The 19,959-nt window shown below is 69.1% G+C and carries 23 protein-coding genes; 14 read left to right on the top strand and 9 right to left on the bottom strand.

Annotated features, from left to right (window positions below):
- Positions 1-293 precede the first annotated feature (293 nt).
- The 3 genes from ON38_RS31395 to ON38_RS38320 all read left to right on the top strand — a co-directional run bounded on the left by ON38_RS31395 (position 294) and on the right by ON38_RS38320 (position 2,488).
- Positions 294-644: an ArsR/SmtB family transcription factor gene (locus ON38_RS31395; protein WP_039828786.1), complete on the top strand. Its 351-nt coding sequence runs from the start codon at positions 294-296 to the stop codon at positions 642-644.
- Positions 641-1,372, top strand: coding sequence for a cation efflux transmembrane domain-containing protein (locus ON38_RS31390; protein WP_051165526.1), 732 nt, complete (start codon positions 641-643; stop codon positions 1,370-1,372). Before ON38_RS31395 ends, ON38_RS31390 begins: the two co-directional genes overlap by 4 nt.
- A gap of 159 nt (positions 1,373-1,531) precedes the next feature.
- Positions 1,532-2,488, top strand: coding sequence for a DUF4328 domain-containing protein (locus ON38_RS38320; RefSeq protein ID WP_083873249.1), 957 nt, complete (start codon positions 1,532-1,534; stop codon positions 2,486-2,488).
- A 176-nt stretch (positions 2,489-2,664) separates the two neighbouring features.
- On the opposite strand, the gene ON38_RS31385 is transcribed toward ON38_RS38320, so the two are convergent.
- Positions 2,665-3,480, bottom strand: a complete 816-nt coding sequence (locus ON38_RS31385) for an SDR family NAD(P)-dependent oxidoreductase (RefSeq protein WP_039828784.1) — start codon at positions 3,478-3,480, stop codon at positions 2,665-2,667.
- A gap of 111 nt (positions 3,481-3,591) precedes the next feature.
- Between ON38_RS31385 and ON38_RS31380 the strand changes: the two genes are divergently transcribed.
- The gene (locus tag ON38_RS31380; protein WP_039828817.1) at positions 3,592-4,191 is read left to right on the top strand and encodes a TetR/AcrR family transcriptional regulator; all 600 of its coding nucleotides are present in this window, start codon (positions 3,592-3,594) and stop codon (positions 4,189-4,191) included.
- 73 nt (positions 4,192-4,264) lie between these two features.
- Here ON38_RS31380 and ON38_RS31375 read toward each other — a convergent pair whose 3' ends face one another.
- Entirely contained in the window at positions 4,265-5,089 is an 825-nt protein-coding gene (locus tag ON38_RS31375) for a class I SAM-dependent methyltransferase (RefSeq protein ID WP_039828782.1), read from the bottom strand.
- A gap of 71 nt (positions 5,090-5,160) precedes the next feature.
- Between ON38_RS31375 and ON38_RS31370 the strand changes: the two genes are divergently transcribed.
- The gene (locus tag ON38_RS31370; protein WP_039828780.1) at positions 5,161-5,763 is read left to right on the top strand and encodes a TetR/AcrR family transcriptional regulator; all 603 of its coding nucleotides are present in this window, start codon (positions 5,161-5,163) and stop codon (positions 5,761-5,763) included.
- 70 nt (positions 5,764-5,833) lie between these two features.
- A complete protein-coding gene (locus tag ON38_RS31365; RefSeq protein ID WP_039828778.1) occupies positions 5,834-6,451 on the top strand; it encodes a hypothetical protein in 618 nt (205 codons plus the stop codon).
- An 11-nt stretch (positions 6,452-6,462) separates the two neighbouring features.
- On the opposite strand, the gene ON38_RS36725 is transcribed toward ON38_RS31365, so the two are convergent.
- Positions 6,463-7,173 carry a TetR/AcrR family transcriptional regulator gene (locus tag ON38_RS36725; RefSeq protein ID WP_039828776.1) on the bottom strand — a complete coding sequence of 237 codons (711 nt, stop codon included), beginning with the start codon at positions 7,171-7,173 and terminating at the stop codon, positions 6,463-6,465.
- A 120-nt stretch (positions 7,174-7,293) separates the two neighbouring features.
- Between ON38_RS36725 and ON38_RS31355 the strand changes: the two genes are divergently transcribed.
- Positions 7,294-7,986 (top strand): O-methyltransferase, encoded by a 693-nt coding sequence (locus ON38_RS31355; protein WP_051165525.1) that lies wholly within the window; start codon positions 7,294-7,296, stop codon positions 7,984-7,986.
- Positions 7,983-8,180, top strand: coding sequence for a hypothetical protein (locus ON38_RS31350; protein WP_174372476.1), 198 nt, complete (start codon positions 7,983-7,985; stop codon positions 8,178-8,180). The genes ON38_RS31355 and ON38_RS31350 overlap by 4 nt, the downstream gene beginning before the upstream one ends.
- 286 nt (positions 8,181-8,466) lie before the next feature.
- Here the strand turns inward: ON38_RS31350 and ON38_RS31340 are convergent, their stop codons facing one another.
- Genes ON38_RS31340 through ON38_RS31325 form a run of 4 tightly spaced genes read right to left on the bottom strand, consistent with a single transcriptional unit; the run spans position 8,467 to position 12,636 of the window.
- Positions 8,467-9,447, bottom strand: a complete 981-nt coding sequence (locus tag ON38_RS31340; RefSeq protein ID WP_039828772.1) for an NADPH:quinone oxidoreductase family protein — start codon at positions 9,445-9,447, stop codon at positions 8,467-8,469.
- On the bottom strand, positions 9,444-10,262 hold the full coding sequence (locus ON38_RS31335) for an enoyl-CoA hydratase-related protein (protein ID WP_245564454.1): 819 nt from the start codon (positions 10,260-10,262) through the stop codon (positions 9,444-9,446). Before ON38_RS31335 ends, ON38_RS31340 begins: the two co-directional genes overlap by 4 nt.
- Before the next feature lie 53 nt (positions 10,263-10,315).
- Positions 10,316-11,308, bottom strand: a complete 993-nt coding sequence (locus tag ON38_RS31330; protein ID WP_051165529.1) for a phosphotransferase family protein — start codon at positions 11,306-11,308, stop codon at positions 10,316-10,318.
- Between the two features lie 26 nt (positions 11,309-11,334).
- Positions 11,335-12,636 (bottom strand): acyl-CoA dehydrogenase family protein, encoded by a 1,302-nt coding sequence (locus ON38_RS31325; RefSeq protein WP_039828766.1) that lies wholly within the window; start codon positions 12,634-12,636, stop codon positions 11,335-11,337.
- A 36-nt stretch (positions 12,637-12,672) separates the two neighbouring features.
- Here ON38_RS31325 and ON38_RS31320 point away from each other — a divergent pair, with 36 nt between their 5' ends.
- From ON38_RS31320 to ON38_RS31295, 6 genes are all read left to right on the top strand, one after another.
- Complete coding sequence (locus ON38_RS31320) at positions 12,673-13,371, top strand: TetR/AcrR family transcriptional regulator (RefSeq protein ID WP_051165528.1); 699 nt, start codon at positions 12,673-12,675, stop codon at positions 13,369-13,371.
- A 39-nt stretch (positions 13,372-13,410) separates the two neighbouring features.
- Positions 13,411-14,640, top strand: coding sequence for an acyl-CoA dehydrogenase family protein (locus tag ON38_RS31315; RefSeq protein ID WP_051165524.1), 1,230 nt, complete (start codon positions 13,411-13,413; stop codon positions 14,638-14,640).
- 61 nt (positions 14,641-14,701) lie between these two features.
- Positions 14,702-15,685, top strand: coding sequence for an acyl-CoA dehydrogenase family protein (locus ON38_RS31310; RefSeq protein ID WP_051165523.1), 984 nt, complete (start codon positions 14,702-14,704; stop codon positions 15,683-15,685).
- A 6-nt stretch (positions 15,686-15,691) separates the two neighbouring features.
- Complete coding sequence (locus tag ON38_RS31305) at positions 15,692-16,471, top strand: enoyl-CoA hydratase/isomerase family protein (protein ID WP_039828764.1); 780 nt, start codon at positions 15,692-15,694, stop codon at positions 16,469-16,471.
- A gap of 13 nt (positions 16,472-16,484) precedes the next feature.
- Entirely contained in the window at positions 16,485-17,681 is a 1,197-nt protein-coding gene (locus tag ON38_RS31300; RefSeq protein ID WP_039828763.1) for an acyl-CoA dehydrogenase family protein, read from the top strand.
- A complete protein-coding gene (locus tag ON38_RS31295) occupies positions 17,681-18,829 on the top strand; it encodes an acyl-CoA dehydrogenase family protein (protein ID WP_051165522.1) in 1,149 nt (382 codons plus the stop codon). The genes ON38_RS31300 and ON38_RS31295 overlap by 1 nt, the downstream gene beginning before the upstream one ends.
- Here the strand turns inward: ON38_RS31295 and ON38_RS31290 are convergent.
- Together ON38_RS31290 and ON38_RS31285 are read right to left on the bottom strand one after the other, a co-directional pair.
- Positions 18,784-19,443: a TetR/AcrR family transcriptional regulator gene (locus ON38_RS31290; RefSeq protein ID WP_245564452.1), complete on the bottom strand. Its 660-nt coding sequence runs from the start codon at positions 19,441-19,443 to the stop codon at positions 18,784-18,786. The genes ON38_RS31295 and ON38_RS31290 overlap by 46 nt on opposite strands.
- A gap of 22 nt (positions 19,444-19,465) precedes the next feature.
- Complete coding sequence (locus tag ON38_RS31285; protein ID WP_039828806.1) at positions 19,466-19,954, bottom strand: DUF3237 domain-containing protein; 489 nt, start codon at positions 19,952-19,954, stop codon at positions 19,466-19,468.
- Positions 19,955-19,959: the final 5 nt, after the last annotated feature.

Below are 19,959 nucleotides of genomic sequence, written 5' to 3'. Positions count from 1 at the left end.
GCTACCCCACGCCCTCCCTAATGTCTACCGCTGTCACTACAGATTTTCTGGACTAGATTCGACCCATCCGGAGATCTCCCCTTGGGCCACTCCATCAAGCGATTGACCCACCAGCACCTTTCAGCACAGACACCCGCATCTACACGCTGTGAGGCGACACGACAATGTCAGTGGCCACGCGACACGAGAATGTCAGTGAATCCGTTCCCTGCAACAGCCGTAGCGGTTCACCCCACCCACCTCGTGACCACCCAACCCTGGAATGATCCATTACATTCTGAATCCAGTTTTCTATGTATCGTTGGGTTGTGGAGACCCCGACCTTGCTGCATACCGACGCGCTCGCCCGTTTCGGGCATGCGCTCTCGGACCCGACCCGCACGCGGATCCTGTTGAGCCTTCGGCAGGCCTCCGGCTATCCGTCGGAGCTGGCCGAGCAGATCGGGGTGACTCGCCAGATCCTGTCCAATCACCTCGCCTGTCTGCGCGGCTGCGGCCTGGTGGTCGCGGTGCCCGAAGGCCGGCGTGCCCGCTACGAGCTCGCCGACGCGCGGATCGCCGCCGCACTCGGTGACCTGCTGGGGTTGGTGCTGGCGGTGGATCCGGCGTGCTGCCCGACCGCTGAGGACCAAGGCTGCTGCTGATGGCTTCCCTCGGTATGCCTTCCTTACTGTCCGCGGTGAACCTCGGCCCGGCCCCGGAACGGAAGGCGGTGCTGGTGCGGCGGATCCGCTGGTTCGTCGCCGCGACCATCACCTACAACGTCATCGAGGCGATCATCGCGCTCACCGAGGGTGCCCGGGTGTCCTCGACCGCGTTGATCGGGTTCGGCCTGGACTCGGTGATCGAGGTGTCCTCCGCGGCCGCGGTGGCCTGGCAGTTCACCGGCCGCGACCCCGAGAAACGGGAGAAGATCGCGCTGCGGATCATCGCGTTCTCCTTCCTCGCCCTCGCCCTCTACGTCACCGTCAACTCCATCCGTGCCCTGCTCGGGTTCGGTGAAGCCCAGCACTCGCCGATCGGGATCGGGCTGGCCGCCGCGAGTCTGGTGATCATGCCGGTGCTGTCGGCCGCGCAACGCCGCGCCGGCCGCGAACTCGGATCCGCGTCGGCGGTCGCCGATTCCAAACAAACCCTGCTGTGCACGTACCTGTCGGCAGTTCTGCTGGTGGGGCTGCTGCTCAACAGCCTGCTCGGCTGGCCGTGGGCCGATCCGATCGCCGCCTTGGTCATCGCTGCCATCGCCGTGCGCGAAGGCCTCAACGCCTGGAAAGGCGACACCTGCTGTCCCGCACCGACCGCCGCAAGCAACGGCCCGTCCTGCGACTGCTGCGACCACCCCGCTGGAAAGGAATCCCGACCCACGGGGTAGCGGCCGGCCGGCGTGGCACGCGGGACTTGAAGGGATTGGAACATGTCGATGGGGTGGGCCGGGCAATCGTGCGCGACGGTAAGCAGGTACGTCCGTTCGGGATGCTGGGGGTATGAGCGATAACGCTGGTCGCGGGGGCCGTGGTCATGATGTTCGTCAGTGCGATCGCTGACTGGGTACTGCTGGTGGACTTCGAGAGAAGCTGGCGACGGCCGGGGGACACACACGGAGTGGCAGTCCTGCACCTGGGCCGGGATCATCTCGGCCATCCTGCAACTCGGCGCCGGAGTGACCGTCATCTCGTGGTTGTGGCGGGCGCGCTGCAATGCCGAAGCAATGTGCGCCGCACGCCATCGGCTTTCCATCGGTTGGGTGATCGGCGGCTGGTTCTGTCCGGTGGTCAATGTTTGGTTGCCGCATACGATCATGTCCGATGTGTGGCGCGCGAGTGACCTGCGTACACCGCCGGACGCGCTGGACCTACGCGGCCGTAGCGTCAGCGGATGGGTAACCGCGTGGTGGTTGTTCTTGCTACTCGGATGGGTTCTCGGTTTCGTCGCATTGGTTTTGAGCCTCCCGGAGAGATCGCAGTTGCCGCCGACTTCGCTGCCGACCGGTGCCTCAGCAGACGCACTCCTGGTCGGGCCGGGCACGCAGACCGTCCCGCGCACGCTGCCGTTGCGGGCTTCCGATCCGCCGACGATCGGTCCGTACGCGCTGATCGGCCGGCTGGGTTCCGGCACACGCGGCGATACCTATTTGGGTTGTGCCCCTGGCACGGATAATGTCGTCGTCCAGACGGTGCACTTGGACCGCGGAACCGGTATCGGCGACCGCACCGAGCCGGAACGTGTTTTCGCGGCCGCCGTACCGCCCACCGAGGTTGCGGATGTCCTACCGAACTCGCCCCGTCCGAGTTCGGGTCCCACTTCGCCGGGCCGCGGAACCGTGCTCACCAAGGGGCCATGTACCTCCGTTGGTTCGGCCCGCTTATCGGCAGTCGGCAGGCGAGGCCGCGCCGGGCGTATCCGGGGTGTCTGCCAGATGGACATACCGGCTTGCGGCAGGGCCGTAGCACGCCGGTGTCGAATTCAGGAGGGTGGAACCGGTAGGTAGTCCGTCGGTGCGCCGAGGTCTTCGGGCCCACCGCGGACCACTCCACGCGCTCATGTGACCATCGACGACTCCGCGCCGAAAAGTCGGTTGTCCCGAGGCCATCGAACCGATTCGGACTCGTGCGCGGTGACTCGACGAGCGGCGGGCAGTGACGATCCAACGGCCGCCGCGAAGGGTTACCCGGCCACTGCGCGGCTGAGGTGCTCGTAGGCGCGATACTGCGCCGCGCGATCCTGCAGGTTCTGCTGGACCATGTCGAAGGAGCCGGTGCCGACGATGAGACGCCGCGGCGGGTCCGGCAGGTCTACCAACTCCATGATCACCGGAGCGGCGGTTTCGGGCGCGGGGCCGGCGTCGTCGCCCCACATCGCGGTCAGCTCGTCGCGCAGCTGCCGGTAGTGTGGGTCGGGGGTGGTCGCCGTGGTACCCGTGGTGAACAGGCCGGTGTCGTAGCCGCCCATCTGGACGATGGTGAGCTTCACCCCGAACTGTTCGGCCTCCATCGCCACTGCCTCGCTCACCGAGTCCAGCGCCGACTTACCGGCGGCATACAGGCCGACCATGGGGAAACCGCCGCCGGTTCCCATCGTGGTGATCTGCAGGATGCGCCCCCCGCCCTGGGCGCGCAGGTGCGGCAGCACGGCCTGGGTCACCCACACCGCGCCGAACAGGTTCACGTCGAAATGCGCTCTGATCTGTTCCTCGCTCGCTTCTTCCACCATTCCCAAGAGCATGGCGCCGGCATTGTTGACCACGATGTCGAGCCTGCCGAAGGCCGAGACCGCCCGTTCCACGGCCGTGAACACCGCGGTGCGGTCGGTGACATCGAGTGGTATCGATACGAGCTCGTCGGGATACTGCCGGGCAAGGTCGGCGAGGGGCTCGACATTGCGCGCGGCCCCGATCACCCGATCGCCCGCCTGGAGCGCCGCTTCGGCGAACGCCCGGCCCAGTCCTCGTGACGCACCTGTGATGAGCCATACGCGGGTCATGGGCTCCACCTCCTCTTGCTCGATCTCCCGTAACGAGACAAGACGGTACGTCTCGTTATGGGCGGTGTCAATACGGACCGTCTCGTCTTGTGTCGGTGTTACGATCCGAGCATGGTCAAGCAGCCTGATCCCGCGCGTCGCAGTGAGCGCTCCCGGCGGGCCATCCTCACCGCGGCCCGCGAACTGGTCTCCGAGGTGGGGTACGCGAAGCTGTCCGTCGAGGCCATCGCCGCCCGGGCCGGCGTGGGCAAGCAGACCATCTACCGCTGGTGGCCCTCCAAAGGCGCGGTGGTGCTGGACGCTTTCCTGGCGCTCAGCGAAGAGGGGCCGGACCAGAGCATGGCGCTACCCGACACCGGCGACCTCGAGGCCGATCTCAAGGTTGTGATGCGGGCGACGGTGGCCGAATTCGCCGACCCTGCCTTCGAGAGGCCGATCCGCGCGCTCAATCTCGAAATCATCAACGACCCCGCCCTGGCCGCCCAGTACCACGCCAAGCTGGCCGGTCCGCTGGACGAGGCCAAGAAGGACCGGTTACGCAGCGCCCAACGGGCCGGGCAGCTCGACGCCCATGCCGACCTCGACCTGGCGCTCGAACTGCTGTACGCGCCGCTCTATCAGCGCTGGCTGCTCCGGTCCGGCCCGCTCACCCCCGAGTATGCCGACGCGCTCGTCGACGCCCTGCTCAAAGCCATGCGACCGGGCGTGTGACGGCCGGGCCGCCCCCGCCGTCCGATCCGGTTCCAACTCCGGTCCGGACGGGGCGGCGGGCCGATTGCGAGTTTCAGGAACTGCCGGCGCGCGCGGCGGTCGTGGCCAGCGTGGTGTACTCCATCGTGAAGGATCCACCCAGCGAGTCGATGGCGTCGCCGACCGCGTGCAGTATTTCGGCCAGTTGATCAGGGCGGAGCCGCGTGAGACCGCCTGTGGTGGGGAGCAGTTCCAGCCATTGGTCGCGGCTGTAGGACCGCTGCCAGTCGAACTGCCACAGTTCGGGCTCGCCGAACTGGCCGGTCTCGCGGATGCGGTCGGCGAATTTCGTGTATCCCGCTCGATAGAGCTCGAGGGGGCGTCGAGCCGGTTGCCTGCTGAAGGGTGAGTCCGGCGCCACCCGCCGGAAAGCGATGGCGAAGGGTTCTGCCACCTCGGCGGGTGGCTCGTACACGTGGCCGAAGATCGCCAGCCGTCCACCCGGGCGCAATACGCCGGCTGCCTTCACCGCGCCGGCGACCGGATCCACCCAATGCCACGACTGGGCGGCGATGACCGCGTCGAACATCCGGTCGCCCGGCTCCCATGCCTCGAAGGTGGCGACCTCGACCTGTAGGCCGAGCGTTCGTGCGAAATCGGCCATCCGCGGATCGGGTTCGACGCCGAGTACCGCGCACCCTGCCGCCCGGAACTGGTCGCCTGCGATACCGGTGCCGCAGCCGATATCGAGCACATCCGTGCCGGGCGTCCCGGCGAGAACCCGCGTCACCAGCGCCTCCGGGTATCGGGGCCGGGCCTGGTCGTAGCGCTGTGCGTCCACTCCGAACGACGTGGCCATTTCCGGGGACGGCGCGGGTGAAGGGGGCGCCGTGGGATGCTCGGGCGGTGTTGTGGGCATGCGCCCACCTTAGTGGGCACATGCCCACTGTGCAATTGTGTCGGTGGATCGATGCACGAAAGGATGTGCGAGTGCCGACTGGGGTGCACCTTCGCGACGCGCGGCAGCAACTGTTCGACGCTGCCGAACGCGTGCTGTTACGCGACGGGCCGACCGGGCTCACGAGCCGGGCCGTCACCGACGAAGCCGGCTGCGCCAAAGGCGTTCTGCACCGGCACTTCGCCGACTTCGACGGCTTCCTCGCCGCGCTGGTGCTCGATCGTGCCGCGCGGCTGGAAGCACAGGGGAACGCGCTGCGCGCCTCCGCCGGGTCCGGCACGGTGGCCGACAATCTGACCGCCGCGCTGACCACCTTGTTCGGGCCGGTTCCGGTGGCGATCCTCCCGCTCATCACCTTCCGGGACGAGTTGCGCGCACGACTGCGCCGAGCCAGACCCGGTGGCGGCATGGCGGTTCTCGCCGAGGTGACGACCGCCATCTCCATATATCTGACCGACGAGCGGGAACTGGGCCGCATCGCCGCCGATGCCGATATCGACTCACTCACCCTGTCCCTGGTCGGTGGCGGGCATCTATTGTTCACAGACCGTGACGCCGGCCCGCCGAGTACCTCGGCAGTCGAAAAGTTCGTGGCCGCCGTGATCTCCGGCTCCGTGCGAGGCCATCGAACCTGAGCTCTGCAAAAGGAGACCAAGCCCGTGGCCCGACCCGGCCGTCCGTCCGACGCGAAGGAGACAGTCTGATATGCCCGGACGCCCTCTATCGGCCGAAGAGTGTGACCGGCTCTGGCAGGCCTGGACTCCCGCCGAGGTCGCCGAGCGGCTCTCGGGCGCCCCGCCGTGCTGGTACATAGCCGCCGGCTGGGCGCTGGATCTGTTCGCCGGTGGTCTCGGACGGGAGCACGGTGATCTCGAAATCGGGGTGCCGCGGGCACGGTTCGCCGAGATCATGGCCGCCTTTCCCGGTTTCGAATGGGACATCGTCGGCGACGGTCGCGCCTGGCCGTTTCCCGAAGAACTGGAGAACCGGCATCAGACATGGCTGCGTGAACCCGAAACCGGGATCTATCGACTCGATGTGTTCCGGGAGCCGCACCACGGTGATCGGTGGGTGTGCCGCCGCGACCCCACGATCACCCTGCCCTACAGCGAGCTGATTCTCGCTACCGACGACGGCATTCCGTATGTGATCCCCGAAGTCGTTCTCCTGTTCAAGGCCAAGGCGCGGCGACCGAAAGACGAGTCGGACTTCCTGCGGGTACTCCCCGCAATGGACTGGTCACGACGTTCGCGACTGTCCGAGTGGCTGTCCCGGGTGCATCCCGGCCATCCCTGGCTGACGGCACTGTCGCACCTCGGATGACCCTGCCGCGCCTATCGCTGTGCGGGGAGCAGTCTTTCCACTGTGTGCACCACTTCGGTCGTCACCCGCTCGAACATGGCATCGCTGTCGAAGCCGGCTTCGGCGCGGGCGCGGTGCAGTAGCGGCAATTCGAGGTCCGGATGGCGGTCGAGCCACGACTGCGGGGCCGGATACTGTTCGACGACCGGTTCGCCGATATCGGCCCGGTAGTCGATGAACAGGACGAATCCGTAGATCCGGACCATGAGATCGCTGTGCACGAACAAGGCGTCGGGCAGCTCGAGTCCCACTTCGGTGAGGAAGGCCAGGAATTGTTCCGGTGCCGCGAGCCGGCGTTCGGGTACGCGGGTGTCGCTGATGCGTTCGTCCAGTGACACCAGCAGTGCTCGGGGATGGCGGCGGGCCAGGGACCGGTGCAGGTGGCAGTACTCGCGCAGGCTCTGCCGCCAGCGTTCGGGGTCGAGTTCCGGGATCGGCCATCGCGACAGCCAGAGCTCGACGGCTCGGTCGACGACTTCCTGCCGATCGCGCACATGGCGATACAGGGCGCGGACGGTGACGCCGAGTTCGGCGGCCAGATCCTGCATCGACACCGCGGCGAAGCCGCGCCGGCCCGCGAGTTCCAGCATTGTCGCGGCGATCGTCTCGGCGGTCAGCGTCGCCCGGCCGCCTCGCGTCAGCGGGCTGCGTCGGCGGCGACCGGGCGGAAGCGGTTGGGACACGGGTTCGGACTGTACCGTGCGCCCTTGAAGTTCACAGCCCATTGACATCAGTGGCATCGACTTCCAGACTTGTGTGGCCGCGGCGCCCTGCCGACGGCGTGACCCACGAGAGGTAACGCGATGGACTCCGGCACCCTGCAGAACCCTGAACTCGACCGTCTGGTCGCGGAACTGCAACAGCGCAGCGCCGAGCAGATCCCGGTGATCGGTACCTACTTCGCCGAACGCGCCGCGTACGGGAAGGCAGCCGACCCGAATGCCCTCGACGCCGACGCCGACGCCTTCCTGTCCGACAAACTCATCGCGCTCGAACACGACAAGGCCCTGCTGTGCCACCGGTTGTGCCTGGCCATGCGAGCGCGGCGGGTCGTGGAGGTCGGCACATCCCATGGCGTGTCGACGCTCTACCTGGCGCAGGCGGTGCGCCTGGTGACCGAGCGCGACGGCGGCCCGGGCACCGTGGTCGGCGCCGAGATCGAGCTTGCCAAAGCCGCCGCCGCCCGGGAACATTTCCGCCGCGCGGGCCTGCAGGATGTGATCGATCTACGCGTGGGGGATATCCGCACGACGCTGGCCGAGCTCGACGCCCCACTCGATCTCGCGCTGATCGATATCTGGCCGGTGCTGGCGCGTCCGGCGCTGGAGATGATCGCACCGAAACTGCGGCCCGGCGGCGTGGTGCTGATCGACAACACCGAGGGGCACCGGGAGAACTACCGTGACGCATTCGCTTTCATCGAGGACCCGGACAACGGCCTGGTCACTCAGACGTTGCCGTTCCGGGCGGGATTGGAGATGGTGGTCAAACGGTGAGAGTCGGTATCGTCCGCGGGCGCCCGCGGCCCGAGCCGAACGGCGAAACCGCCGATCCGACGTGGACTCCGCTGGGGGAGGTCGCCTCCCGGTACCGGTCATCGCTGGTGGATATCGGCCTCGCGCTGTTCCTGACCCGTCCGGCGACCGGCCATGTGGCGCCGGTGCCGGTGACCGGACCGGTCCGGCACTGACGGTCGGCCGATAGCGCCCCACGGCCCGGACGGGGTGCACGCCGTGCTCTGGGTGACTGCGTTGCCCGCCGTGTGGACTCGGTCGACGGTTACACGGCGGCCGGGACTCCGGTCGGCAGTGTGCCCTACGCGCTCGGCTGCTTCGTGGCCGCGCTCGTGAGCCTCATCGCCGCTCTGGTCACCGCGACCGGATATGGCCGGAACTCACGCGTACCGGCGTCCGTCGACTCGGGCCGGGGCGGGAACGAGGGCCGATGGTGACCGAATGCCGACCGGTGGCCGTGTCCTATTCGCAGGTCAAGTCGATGATCACCTTGCCGACGGCGCGGCCCTGGGCGACCCGCTCGAGTGCCTGGGCGGTGTCCTCGAGCCGGAAGGTGGCGCCGATATGCGGAGCGACCCGGCCGTCGGCGAGCAGACCCGCCAGTTCCCGTTCGTTGCGGGCGAACTCGCCCGCAGCGATATCGCGGAACTGGAAGCCCACGATATGCAAGCCTTTGACCAATACCAGATTCAGTGGGATTCGCGGGACCGTCCCGGAGGCGTAACCGATGGTGACGAAGCGGCCGCCGCGGCCCAGGGCACGCAGCGCCGGTTCGGAAAGATCACCGCCGACGGGATCCAGGACGGCGGTGGCGCCCTGGGGAACCGCCGCGCGCAGGGCCTCCCGCACATCAGCGGTCCGATGGTCGATCAAATGCTGCGCCCCATGAAACGCAGCGACGGACAACTTCTCGGATGACGACGCGACCGCCACCACTTCGATGCCGAGCGCACCGGCCAGCTGAACCGCCGCCAACCCCACACCGCCACCGGCCCCGAGTACGACCACCGTATCGCCCGGGCCGACTCGGGCCGCCGACCGTAACGCGTGGTAGGCGGTGCGGTAGGCGACACCGAATGCGGCCGCGGTCCGGTCGTCCACCCCGGGCGGGATCGGTGCCAGGCCGGCGGCCGGGACGACGATCTCCTCGGCGAACGCGCCGTACAGACCGGTGCCGGATACGCGGTCTCCGATGGCGAACCCCGCGCAGTCCGGGCCGAGTTCGGTGACTACGCCGGCGAATTCGCTGCCCGGGACGAACGGTAGCGGCACAGTGACCTGATAGCGCCCGGCGATCAGCAGGACATCGGGGAAGTTCACCGCGGCCGCGCGCACCCGAACCCTGGCCTCACCCTCACCGGGCGCGGGCACCGGACGCCGCTCGACCCGTAGTACTCCGGGTGACCCGTACTCGGGACAGACCACCGCCCGTACGGTGCTCATTTCCCCTGCCACTCCGGGGTGCGTTTCTCCATGAACGCCGTCGCGCCCTCCTTGGCGTCCTCGCTGGCGAAGACGACACCCTGCCAGTGCCGCAACCGTTGCGCCGCCTTCGCGGGATCGGTGACCGAAAGCCGTACCAGCTCCTTGCAGGCGGCAACGCCGAGCGGGCCGTTGGCGGCGATCCGGTCCGCGAAAGCGAGCGCGGTCTCGAGCACCTGCCCGGCGGGGACCACCTCGTTGATCAGCCCCATTTCGTATCCCCGGGCGGCGGTGAAAGTTTCGCCGGTCAGCGTGAGCTGCAAGGCGATGCCCAGCGGGATGCGTTCGGCGATATAGGTGCCCCCGCCGCCCGGGAAGAGTCCGCGTTGCACCTCGGGCAGACCGAATTTCGCGGTCTCGGCGGCGACGATCAGATCGCAGCCGAGCAACAGTTCCAGACCCCCGCCGACCGCGGTGCCGTTGGCGGCGCCGATCACCGGGACCTCGACGGCCCCGCGGGTGAGGCGTTGAAAGGCCCGGTTCTCCGGGGTGTCGCCGAACCCCACATCCTCACCGCCGGAGAACGCGCGCAGGTCCATGCCCGCACAGAACGCCCGGTCGCCGGCGGCGGTGAGTACCAGGGCGCGGGTGCCGGAATCCTGTTCGGCGGCCAGGACGGTGGCGCCGATCCCGGCGATCAGGGCGCCGTTGAGCGCGTTACGTGCCTGCGGGCGGTTCAGGGTGAGCACGGTGAGGGGGCCGCGGCGCTCCACCAGGAATTCTTCATCCGCTGCCGCCTCCGGGCCTGACTCGTTCATGCTGTGTCGATCGGTCATGAACGAGGGCCCTCCGTGGTTACGCTGCGCTGCCGCCTCCGGGCCCGACTCGTTCATGACGTGTACCCCGTTGTTTCGGTGAGTTCGGCGGCCGAGCGCATGAGTTCGGGCACGATCGGGCCGAAGGACTGCAGTTTCACATCGTCGCCGGCGCGCTGGAAGCCCTGTTCCAGTACGATCGCGAGCTTCCATCTGGCCAGGACCAGGTAGTAGTCGAGATCGTCGACCTGCCGGCCCGAGACCTGGGCATAGTGCGCCACCACCTGGTCGCGGGAGGGCATACCGCGCATGTTCACGTAGCCGGATTCGGTGGCCTCGGGTGCCGAGGTGTCGGCCGGCCAGCTCTGCACCATCCATGCGAGATCCAGTTTCGGATCGCCGACGGTGCCCATCTCCCAGTCGACGATCGCGGCCAGACGGGCGGGAAAGCCATGGCAATACATGACATTGGCGAACTGGTAGTCCCCGTGCATGAGGCCGGGGATGTAGTCCAACGGGCGGTGCTCGCGCAGCCAGCGGGTCGCGGTGTCCATCCCGTCGAGCTCGCGGCCCTTGATCCGCTCGAAGAAGCCGGTCCACCGGGCGACCTGGCGTTCGTGGAAGCCGTCCGGCCGTCCCAGATCGTGCAGCCCCCGCGCCCGCCAGTCCACCTTGGACAGCAGCGCGATGCCCTCGGCGAGCTGGTAGGCCAATCCGGCCCGGGCGGTGAGGTCGGTGTCGAAGGGCGCCGGCCAGATCCGGCGATGGTCCATCGGCGACCACCCGTCCACGAATCCCATGAGATAGAACGTGCGGCCGAGCACCGAGGGGTCGGTGCAGACCGCCACCGCCTCGGTGTGTGGCACCTCGGTACCGTCCAGAGCCTCGATGATCCGCCACTCGCGCAGGATGCCGTTGTCCCGGTCGGCCGGTGCTCCGGCCGGTGGTATCCGCAGCACACAGCGGTGCTCGCCGCGGGTGATCTCGTAGATCTCGTTCTGCGTACCGCCCGACAGGAACCGGGTCCGCAGGGGTTCGCCCCTGCCCGGGAGTCCGGCCTCGTCCATCCACCGCTCCAGCGGCGCGAAGTCGATCACAGATTCCCCGCCTCGTTCTCCAGGTAATCGGCGTATTTGGCCCGCGCCGCGTCGAGCTTGCGTGGGATCCATTCCGTGGGCCACTGGTCGTCGCTGGGCCGGTGGTCGCGCAGGACCTGTTTGGCGACGGTCATCTTGTGTACCTCGGTCGGGCCGTCGGCCAGGCCCATCACTCCGGCGCCGTGGATCATGGTGAAGAAGGGCAACTCGTTGGTGGTGCCCAGCGCACCGTGCACCTGCATGGCCCGCCAGGCGATATCGTGGAGGACCGTCGGCATCACCACCTTCACCGCGGCGATGTCCTTGCGGACCTTCTTGTAGTCGTTGTACTTGTCGATCTCCCAGGCCGTGTACAGCACGAGCAGCCGGAACTGTTTCAGCTGGGCGTAGGAATCGGCGATGTATCCCTGCACGAACTGTTTGTCGGCGAGCCGGCTGCCGGCGGTCTCCCGGCTCAGCGCGCGTTCGCACATCATGTCCAGGGCCTTCTGCGCGAGTCCGATGGTGCGCATGGCGTGATGGATACGGCCACCGCCGAGCCGGGTCTGCGCGATTACGAAGGCCTGTCCCGCCTCGCCCAGCAGGGCCTCGGCGGGTACCCGGACATCGTCGTAGTGGATCAGTGCGTGCGCACCGTCGTTCAGCGGTTCGCCGGCCAGGCCGATATTGCGTTCGATGCGGATGCCCGGGGTGTCGGCGGGCACCAGGAACATCGACATCCCCTGGTACGGACTCACCTCCGGATCCGTCACCGCCATCACGATGAGGAACGCGGCGGTGCGGGCGTTGGAGGAGAAGAACTTCCAGCCGCTGATCACCCAGTCGTCCCCGTCGCGGACGGCGCGGGTGCGGAACAGGGTGGGATCGGCGCCGGCCTGCGGTTCGGTCATCGAATAGCAGGAGAAGAGTTCCCCGTCCAGCAGGGGGCGCAGGTACCGCTCCTTCTGGGCCGTGGTGCCGTAGTGCGCGATGATCTCGGCATTGCCGGTATCGGGGGCCTGGCAGCCGAAGACGATCGGTGCCCAGGAACTGCGTCCCAGGATCTCGTTCAGCAGTGCCAATTTCAGCTGCCCGTAACCCTGCCCGCCGAGGTCCGGTCCCAGGTGGGTCGCCCACAGCCCCTGGTCACGGACCCGCTGTTTGAGCGGGTCGACGGCCGCCCGCCGGGCGCCCTCCAGGGGTACGAACTGTTCGTGCGGCCAGAGGAGATCCAGTGGTTCGACCTCGTCGCGTACGAACGCGTCGGCCCAGTCGAGCTTCGCCTGGAAGTCGGGTTCGGTCTCGAAATCCCATGCCATTTGCGCCTCCTCTCCTGCGGTGAGAATATACTTCTTGTGAACAAGAATGCAATTCTTCTAGAGTCCGGGCTGGTCGGGCGGATCGCCCGGGAGGCCGTGGCCGAACGGGAGGCGGAATACGCCGGCGAGGTCCGCAGGCTGCTGGATGCCGCGCTGGATCAGGTGCGGCGGTGTGGTGCCGGTGCGCGCCCCCGGGTGGCCGATATCGTCGCCACCGCGGGGTTGTCCAACGATGCGTTCTACCGGCACTTCCGGTCCAAGGACGCGCTGATGGCGGCAGTGCTCGCCGACGGTGCGGAACGGCTGGCGCACTATGTCGCGCACCGGATGTCCAAGGAGGGGGAGCCGCGGGCGAAAATCCGCTGCTGGGTGGCGGCGATCCTGGCCCAGGCCGACCCGGCGCTCGCCGCCGATACCCGGGCCGTGCTGTGTCATACCGGTGGGCTGGGCGTGGATCTGGTGACCGGGCAGGCCGGCTCGGCGCCACGCCGGCTCGCGGAGCTGCTGCATGCGCCGTTCGCCGAACTCGGGGTGGAAGAACCGGAATACGCGGCCGGTCTCCTCGCCTACGCGACGATCGGAAAGTTGTCGGAGTACCTGTGGTCGGACGCCGAGCCGACCCCCGCGGAGATCGCGCGGCTGGAGGAGTTCTGTCTGGCTGCCGCCGCGGCGGCCGGACGGGCCGGTCCGCCTCCGTGGGGCCGTTTCGGGCCGGAGCGAGGTCCAAACCAGTAAACATTGCAATCCTTAAGAAGATTGCCGTAGGGTACGCCCATGGACTTCACGATGGGTGCGACCGCCGCGAAGCTCCGCGGCGAGCTACGCCGGTTGATCGCCGACGAGGTCCCCGCCGACTACCTCGGCGCCTTCACCGACGATCCCGCAGACCTCGCCGTCGCACAGCGTTTCTGCGCCACCCTGGCCGAACGCGGCCTGCTCTGCCTGGCCTGGCCCGAGGAGTTCGGCGGCCGCGGCGCCTCCCTCTGGGAGCAGACCGTGGTCCGCGAGGAGATGTGGGCACAGCACGAACCCCGCGGCGCGCAGTACATGGGCGTCAACTGGGTGGGACCCACCATCATGCGGCACGGCACACCGGAACAGCAGCGCAAACACCTGCCCCCGATCGCGCGCGGCGAGGTCGTCTGGTGTCAGGGCTTCAGCGAACCCGAGGCGGGTTCGGATCTGGCCTCGCTGCGCACCACCGCCCGCCGCGACGGCGACGGATGGGCCATTTCCGGGCAAAAGATCTGGACCTCCTACGCCTCCATGGCCCAGTGGTGCTTCCTGCTCGCACGCACCTCCGATGCCGGGCGCAAACAGCAGGGACTCACTGTTTTCCTGCTACCCATGACCGATCCGGGCATCACGGTCCGGCCGATCGCCTCCATGCTGGGTCCGCACCATCTCAACGAGGTCTTCTTCGACGGCGTCCGGGCAACCGAAGCCGATGTGCTCGGCGAGGTGGACCACGGCTGGTCGGTGGTACAGGAGGTGCTGGCATTCGAACGTGTCGGTATCGCCCGCTATGCCCGCTGCGATCGGCTGCTGCACGCCGCGCCCGAGGTGCTCGGCGAAGGCTGGGACGACATCCCGGAAGTCCTGCGGGGGCACTGGGCCCGCATGCTCACCCGGTGCCGCCGCGCCCGGTTGCTCGCGTACCAGGTGCTGTCGCTGCAGAGTTCGGGCACGGTCGCACCGGGCGACGCCGCCGCCTACCGGATCGCGGTGACCCGCCTCGATCAGGACAGCGCCGAGGTCCTGGTGGAACTCGCATCGGCGGTGCCCGGCGACTCGGCTGCGCGCCGCCGATTCCGCCGGGCCGTGCACGACCACTGGCGCTATGCGAACGCCGCGACCGTCGCCTCGGGAAGTATCGAGGTGCAACGGATCCTGCTGGCGCGCGAACTGCTGGCCGATCCCGGATCGGGACGGGAGCGGGCGGCGGAATCCGCGGCCGGGTCGGTGCCCAACGACCGGCGGCAGCCCGGAGGGGTCGGGTTGTGAACGTGGGGAAGCCGGCGGTGCACAACCGCCGGGGTTATCGCGGTCGGCGGAGGAGGACAGTGTGAGTACGTCGAACGGGCCGGCCGAGGCCGCCCACGAGCTACGGATCGAACTCGCCGCCGAAGCGCGCGAGTTCGGTCGCGAGGTGGTGCGCGCGCTGGGCGCGGCGGGCGGAGACGAGCTGGCGCGGCGGGCCGAACAGGACCCGCGCGACCGGCAGCGACTGGTCGAACCCGTGCTCACCGGTCTCGGCGCCTGGGAACTGGCTCCACGCCGGGATCCGGTCGAATTGGAGGCGGCGGCCGCGCTGTGCCGCGGCGCCGGCTACTGGGCGACGCCTTATCCGGTGGCCGAACGACTGGCGCGGCCGGAGGGCCCGGACCACGACGGGCTGATCGTGGTCGCGGGCGCGGAGCCCGCGGGACCGGTGGCGGGGCTGGATCTGCGCTGGGCGACCGTGACCCCGACCGGCGCACGGGGTTCCGCGCGACCGTTGCCGCCCGGCGGTGCGGTCCGGGACTCGGCATTCGTCACCCCGCTCGAGGTCCGGCCACTCGACGGCGACGGCAGCGCCGATCTCGCGCTCGCGCTCACCCTCCCGTGCTGGACACTGCTGGGAATGCTGGACCGGGCCCTGGAACTCGCCCGCCGCCACGTGTCGCTGCGTGAACAGTTCGGGCGGCCGCTGGCGCAGTTCCAAGGGGTGCAATTCCAGCTCACCGATGCCGAGGTCGAGCGGCGGGGAGTCGACCTGCTGGCCAGGTACGCGCTGTGGAGTATCCAGAGCGGCCGGCCGGAGGCGGTCGACGACGCGCTGGCGTTACGGCTGGCGGCGCTGGAGGCCGCCGATATCGTGTTCCGGACCGCGCACCAGTTGCACGGCGCCGTGGGGTTCTGCGACGAGACCACGCTGTCGTGGCTGTCCCGGTACAGCCTGCCGCTGCGCCGGTTCCCGTTCGGCGCGGTGACCACCGAGCAGCTGCTGACCGGCCGGATCGGCCGACGTGGTCTGGCGGGTTTGTTCTCCGATCCGGCGGGAGTGTGAGGCACGGTGCGATACGACCTCCCCGACGCACTGACCGTCACCGACGAGGGCCCGGTGCGCATCGTCACCCTCGAGCGGCCGGCGGAACTCAATGCCGTGAACGCCGATCTGCACCGGGCGCTGGCCCAGGTCTGGCGGCAGCTGGCCGCCGACACCGAGGCGCGGGTGGTGATCCTCACCGGCGCGGGCCGGGCGTTCAGCGCGGGCGGTGATCTGGACTGGATCAGCTCGTTCGTGGACGACCCGGTGGCCCGGGACGAGAGCATCCGCGAAGGCGCGGAAATCATCGAGGAGTTGCTGCGCTTCCCGTTGCCGGTGATCGCCGCGGTGAACGGCCCGGCCGTGGGTCTGGGCGCGAGTATCGCGATCCTGTGCGATATCGTGCTGATCTCCGAACGCGCCCATCTGGCCGACCCGCATATCGCCGTGGGGCTGGTGGCCGGAGACGGGGGCGCGGCCCTCTGGCCCCTGCTCACTCCCATTCTGCGTTCCCGGGAGTACCTCTACACGGGCGACCGCATCGATGCGGCCACCGCGGTCGAGCTGGGCCTGGCCAGCCGGACGGTACCGCCGGAGGAGTTGGCGGGAGCGGCACGGGCGCTGGCCGAGCGGCTGGCCGGGCTGCCACAGCAGGCGCTCAGCAGTACCAAACGGGTGGTGAACATGTATCTTTCGCAGGCGCTGGCGGGTCCGCTGCAGGCGGGCTTCGCCGCCGAGGCGGTGACCATGCAATCGGCCGACCACAAGGCGCGGCTCGCGGCCCTGCGCGAGCGGGCACGGCGATGACGCGGGGCCGACCGTGACCGGCAACGATCTCGAGGATTTCCGGGACACCGTGCGGCAGTGGTGCCGCGCCAATATCCCCGCCGAGTGGCGGACCGCCCAGACCGGCGCCACCGACGCCGAATTCGTCGCTTTCCAGCGGGAGTGGTTCCAGCGGTTGCGGGCCGCCGGGTACGCCGTACCGCACTGGCCCCCCGAATACGGCGGGGGGATGCCGATTCCGGAGCAGATCGTGCTCTACCAGGAACTCGCGGCGCACGACGCGCCGCGACTGGTCCTGGCCTTCGTGGCGATCCACCATGCCGCGGCCACTCTGCTCGCCGGTGGCACCGCCGAACAGCGGCGACGCCATCTGTCCGCGATCCTCGACGGAGAACTGTGGGTGCAGGGATTCTCGGAACCGGGCGCGGGCTCGGATCTGGCCGCGCTGCGCACCGCCGCCCGGCGCGACGGCGACGACTATGTGGTGACCGGGCAGAAAGTCTGGGCCAGCGGCGCCCAGTACGCCGACTGGTGTCTGCTGCTGGCGCGCACCGACCCCGCCGCCCCCAAACGCCATGGGATCTCGTATTTCCTGATGGATATGCGGACGCCCGGGATCGCGGTGCGGCCGATCCGCCAGGCCACCGGCGAATCGCATTTCTGTGAGATCTTCCTGGACCAAGTGCGTATACCGGCCGCGAACCTGATCGGCGCCGAGAACCGGGGTTGGCAGCTGGCGCAGCAGACGCTGGGCGCCGAACGCGGCCTGACCATGCTGGAACTCGCGGAACGGCTGTGCAATGCCGGATTCGGCCGGCTGGTGCGGGAATGCCGTAAGCCGGACGCGTTCGGGCGGCGCCCGGTAGACGACGGGTACATCGCCGATCGGCTGGCCCGGCTCGAAGTCGAGCTGACCGGGCTGCGCGCGCTGTGCCGCGACCTCGTCGAACGCCACGAGGCGGGCACCGCCGGACCGGCCGACGCGTCCGTGGTCAAGTTGTACTACAGCGAACTCCTGCAGCGGATGACCGATTTCGGGGTGGAGATCTGTGGTCTGCCCGGACAGACGGTATTGCGCAAACCCATGTCGGGCGGCTGGGAATCCGGCGCCTGGCTGCTGGATTTCGTCGGCTCGTGGGAATGGACCGTGCCGGGCGGCAGCAGCGAGATCCAGCGCACCATCATCGGGGAACGGGGTCTGGGTCTGCCCAGGGAACCGGTGGGAGCGTGATGAGCGGCCAGTTCACCGAGTTCCACGCGGAAATCCGCACCGTGGCCCGGGAACTGCTCGGCAAGAGCGGCGCCGCGGGTCGTGTGGACTGGCCGCAACTCGTGCGGGCCGGGTGGCCGGGTCTGGAGGTGGCGGAGGAATACGGGGGAGCCGGAGCGGGCCCGGCCGAGGTCGGCATCCTGCTGGAGGAAGTGGGCCGGGCGGTCGCGCGCACCGCGTATCCGAGTGTGGCCTCGGCGGGTATCGGCGCCCTGGCTCTGCTCGAGCCGAACGCCCACCGGGACGCGGTGCTGCGCGAAACCGTCACAGGCGCCGCGATCCCCATCGCGGTGCTGGGAGGAAATATGGTGCCGGCGGCCGGCGGCGAAACGGCTTGTGCCGGCACCGGAGGCATAGTACCCACCTTCCGGATCGGCCAAACCATCGAGGGATTCGAAATTTCCGGAACCGCGGATTTCGTACTCGACGCGCGAGCGGCCACCGCCCTGCTGATCCCCGCTCTGGCCCCCGACGGCTCCGTGCGGGTGGCCGTCGCCGCGCCCGATGCGCAAGGCCTCCGCATCGAGGATCGCCCGGTGGTGGACGAAACCCGGTCGTTGGCGCGAGTGGCGGCGGAGGGTGTCCTCCTCGCTCCCGAGGCGGTCCTCGCCTTCTGTGCCGATATCGTCTGCGGCCCGCGCGCACTCTACGACCGCGCCGCGCTGGCGGTGGCCTGTGACAGCCTGGGCGTCGCGGCGGCCATGCTGGACGCGACGGTCGAATATGTCCGCGTCCGTGAGCAGTTCGGCCGTCCTGTCGGCTCCTTCCAGGCGGTCAAACACGCCTGCGCCGATATGCTCGTGGACCTCACCGTCGCACGCCGGCTCGTTGCGGACGCCCTGGCCGCCCCGCTGGACGGCGGCCCGGACGCCCGCCGGGCCGTCGCGGCGGCCAAGTCCTGTGCCGGTGAAGTCGGCGTCCGGATCGCCGGGAAGGCCGTGCAGTTGCACGGCGGTATCGGCTACACCTGGGAGAGCGGGATCCACCGCTACCTCAAACGCGCCACGCTCGACCGCGCGTTGTTCGGTTCCCCGGCCGACCACCGCCGTGAACTCGCCGATCGCTATCGCGGGGAGTCACCTGTCCCGGCGCCGTCCACGGGGGAGTGACCGGGATCGAGTAGACCCTCGACCACCCGATGCACCTTCGCGACGCTGTCCGACTCGCCGAAGCGCAGGGCGATATTGGCCGCGTTGAGTACGGCGTCGATCTGGAAGACCGCCAGCTCTGTGTCGCCGCGGCTCCGGGCGGAGGTGGTGCGGTCGAACTCCCGCGCGAGGGTGTGCAGCCAGCCGCGGTGCTGCCGGAGCAGTGCGTCGCGGATCGGTCCGGGACGGCTGTCGAACACCGGCCGGTTCGCGCCCCAGAAGCAGCCGCCGGGGAACAGGGGGCGGGCGGCGTAGTCGATCCACCGATCGATCAGCGCGCGCAACCGGGGCGCGCCTTCCGGTACGGCGCCGGCCGGGGCGATGACGGCCGCGGCGAACACCTCGCCGGCCGTAGCCACGGTGGCCAGTTGCAGGGCCTCTTTGGTGCGGAACAGGGTCTGGATACCGGCTTTGCTGAGCTCGAGTTCGTCGGCGAGCCGGCCGAAGCTGAGCCCGTCCAGGCCGTCGAGGGAGGCGATATCGACGGCGTGGCGGGTGACGATCCGCCGTGACCTCGTCCCACGCTCCCGGCGGCGGTCGCCGCCCCCGGGCGGCCTCGCGCTTCCGGCGGTCATCGCCGGCATCCCGCCACCGGCCTCACAGCACCTGCTCGACGTGGTAGGCGACCCCGCCCTCGACCGGGTAGCCGGACGCGACCGCGACGATATCGTTGAGCCAGGACAGCCGCGCCGATCCGGTCTCGAACAGCGGTGTGGTGCGGAAGTAGTAGCGGGCCGGATCGACCGTCGGCCGAGTGGCGGGGTCGGCCATCTCGGCGCGTACGTCGGCCGGGATCACCCAGCGGCCCCGGTAGGTCATGTACACCAGTTCCGCGTCTACCCGGAGAGTGAGCCGGACATCGAGCAGCATGGTGCCGTCGGGGCGGTACAGCGCCCAGTCGCCGCCCCCGGCCACCACCTCGCCGCGCAGCCGGGGTCCTTCGAACGAACCGCCCGCCGCCCCGTACAGAACCCGGCGGCCCATCGGCCCGCCGGTCCCGAAATCCAGTCGCGGATGCAGGTCCACGACCATATCGAACAGTGGTGCGGTACCGACCGCCGCGACAGAGCGCACACGCGTGTCCATGTTCG

Source organism: Nocardia testacea NBRC 100365, from assembly GCF_000308775.1.
GTDB lineage: Bacteria > Actinomycetota > Actinomycetes > Mycobacteriales > Mycobacteriaceae > Nocardia > Nocardia testacea.
Note: the sequence above shows the minus strand (reverse complement) of the source record. Positions and strands in the feature narration are given on the sequence as shown.

What these genes read in the sequence shown, in the direction of transcription:
- ON38_RS31395 (WP_039828786.1), top strand. Translation starts at nt 294, where the DNA reads ATGTATCGTTGGGTTGTGGAGACCCCGACCTTGCTGCATACCGACGCG.
- ON38_RS31385 (WP_039828784.1), bottom strand. Translation starts at nt 3,480, where the DNA reads ATGACCCGCGTATGGCTCATCACAGGTGCGTCACGAGGACTGGGCCGG.
- ON38_RS31380 (WP_039828817.1), top strand. Translation starts at nt 3,592, where the DNA reads ATGGTCAAGCAGCCTGATCCCGCGCGTCGCAGTGAGCGCTCCCGGCGG.
- ON38_RS31375 (WP_039828782.1), bottom strand. Translation starts at nt 5,089, where the DNA reads ATGCCCACAACACCGCCCGAGCATCCCACGGCGCCCCCTTCACCCGCG.
- ON38_RS31365 (WP_039828778.1), top strand. Translation starts at nt 5,834, where the DNA reads ATGCCCGGACGCCCTCTATCGGCCGAAGAGTGTGACCGGCTCTGGCAG.
- ON38_RS31355 (WP_051165525.1), top strand. Translation starts at nt 7,294, where the DNA reads ATGGACTCCGGCACCCTGCAGAACCCTGAACTCGACCGTCTGGTCGCG.
- ON38_RS31340 (WP_039828772.1), bottom strand. Translation starts at nt 9,447, where the DNA reads ATGAGCACCGTACGGGCGGTGGTCTGTCCCGAGTACGGGTCACCCGGA.
- ON38_RS31335 (WP_245564454.1), bottom strand. Translation starts at nt 10,262, where the DNA reads ATGACCGATCGACACAGCATGAACGAGTCAGGCCCGGAGGCGGCAGCG.
- ON38_RS31330 (WP_051165529.1), bottom strand. Translation starts at nt 11,308, where the DNA reads ATGGACGAGGCCGGACTCCCGGGCAGGGGCGAACCCCTGCGGACCCGG.
- ON38_RS31325 (WP_039828766.1), bottom strand. Translation starts at nt 12,636, where the DNA reads ATGGCATGGGATTTCGAGACCGAACCCGACTTCCAGGCGAAGCTCGAC.
- ON38_RS31315 (WP_051165524.1), top strand. Translation starts at nt 13,411, where the DNA reads ATGGACTTCACGATGGGTGCGACCGCCGCGAAGCTCCGCGGCGAGCTA.
- ON38_RS31295 (WP_051165522.1), top strand. Translation starts at nt 17,681, where the DNA reads ATGAGCGGCCAGTTCACCGAGTTCCACGCGGAAATCCGCACCGTGGCC.
- ON38_RS31290 (WP_245564452.1), bottom strand. Translation starts at nt 19,443, where the DNA reads ATGACCGCCGGAAGCGCGAGGCCGCCCGGGGGCGGCGACCGCCGCCGG.
- ON38_RS31285 (WP_039828806.1), bottom strand. Translation starts at nt 19,954, where the DNA reads ATGGACACGCGTGTGCGCTCTGTCGCGGCGGTCGGTACCGCACCACTG.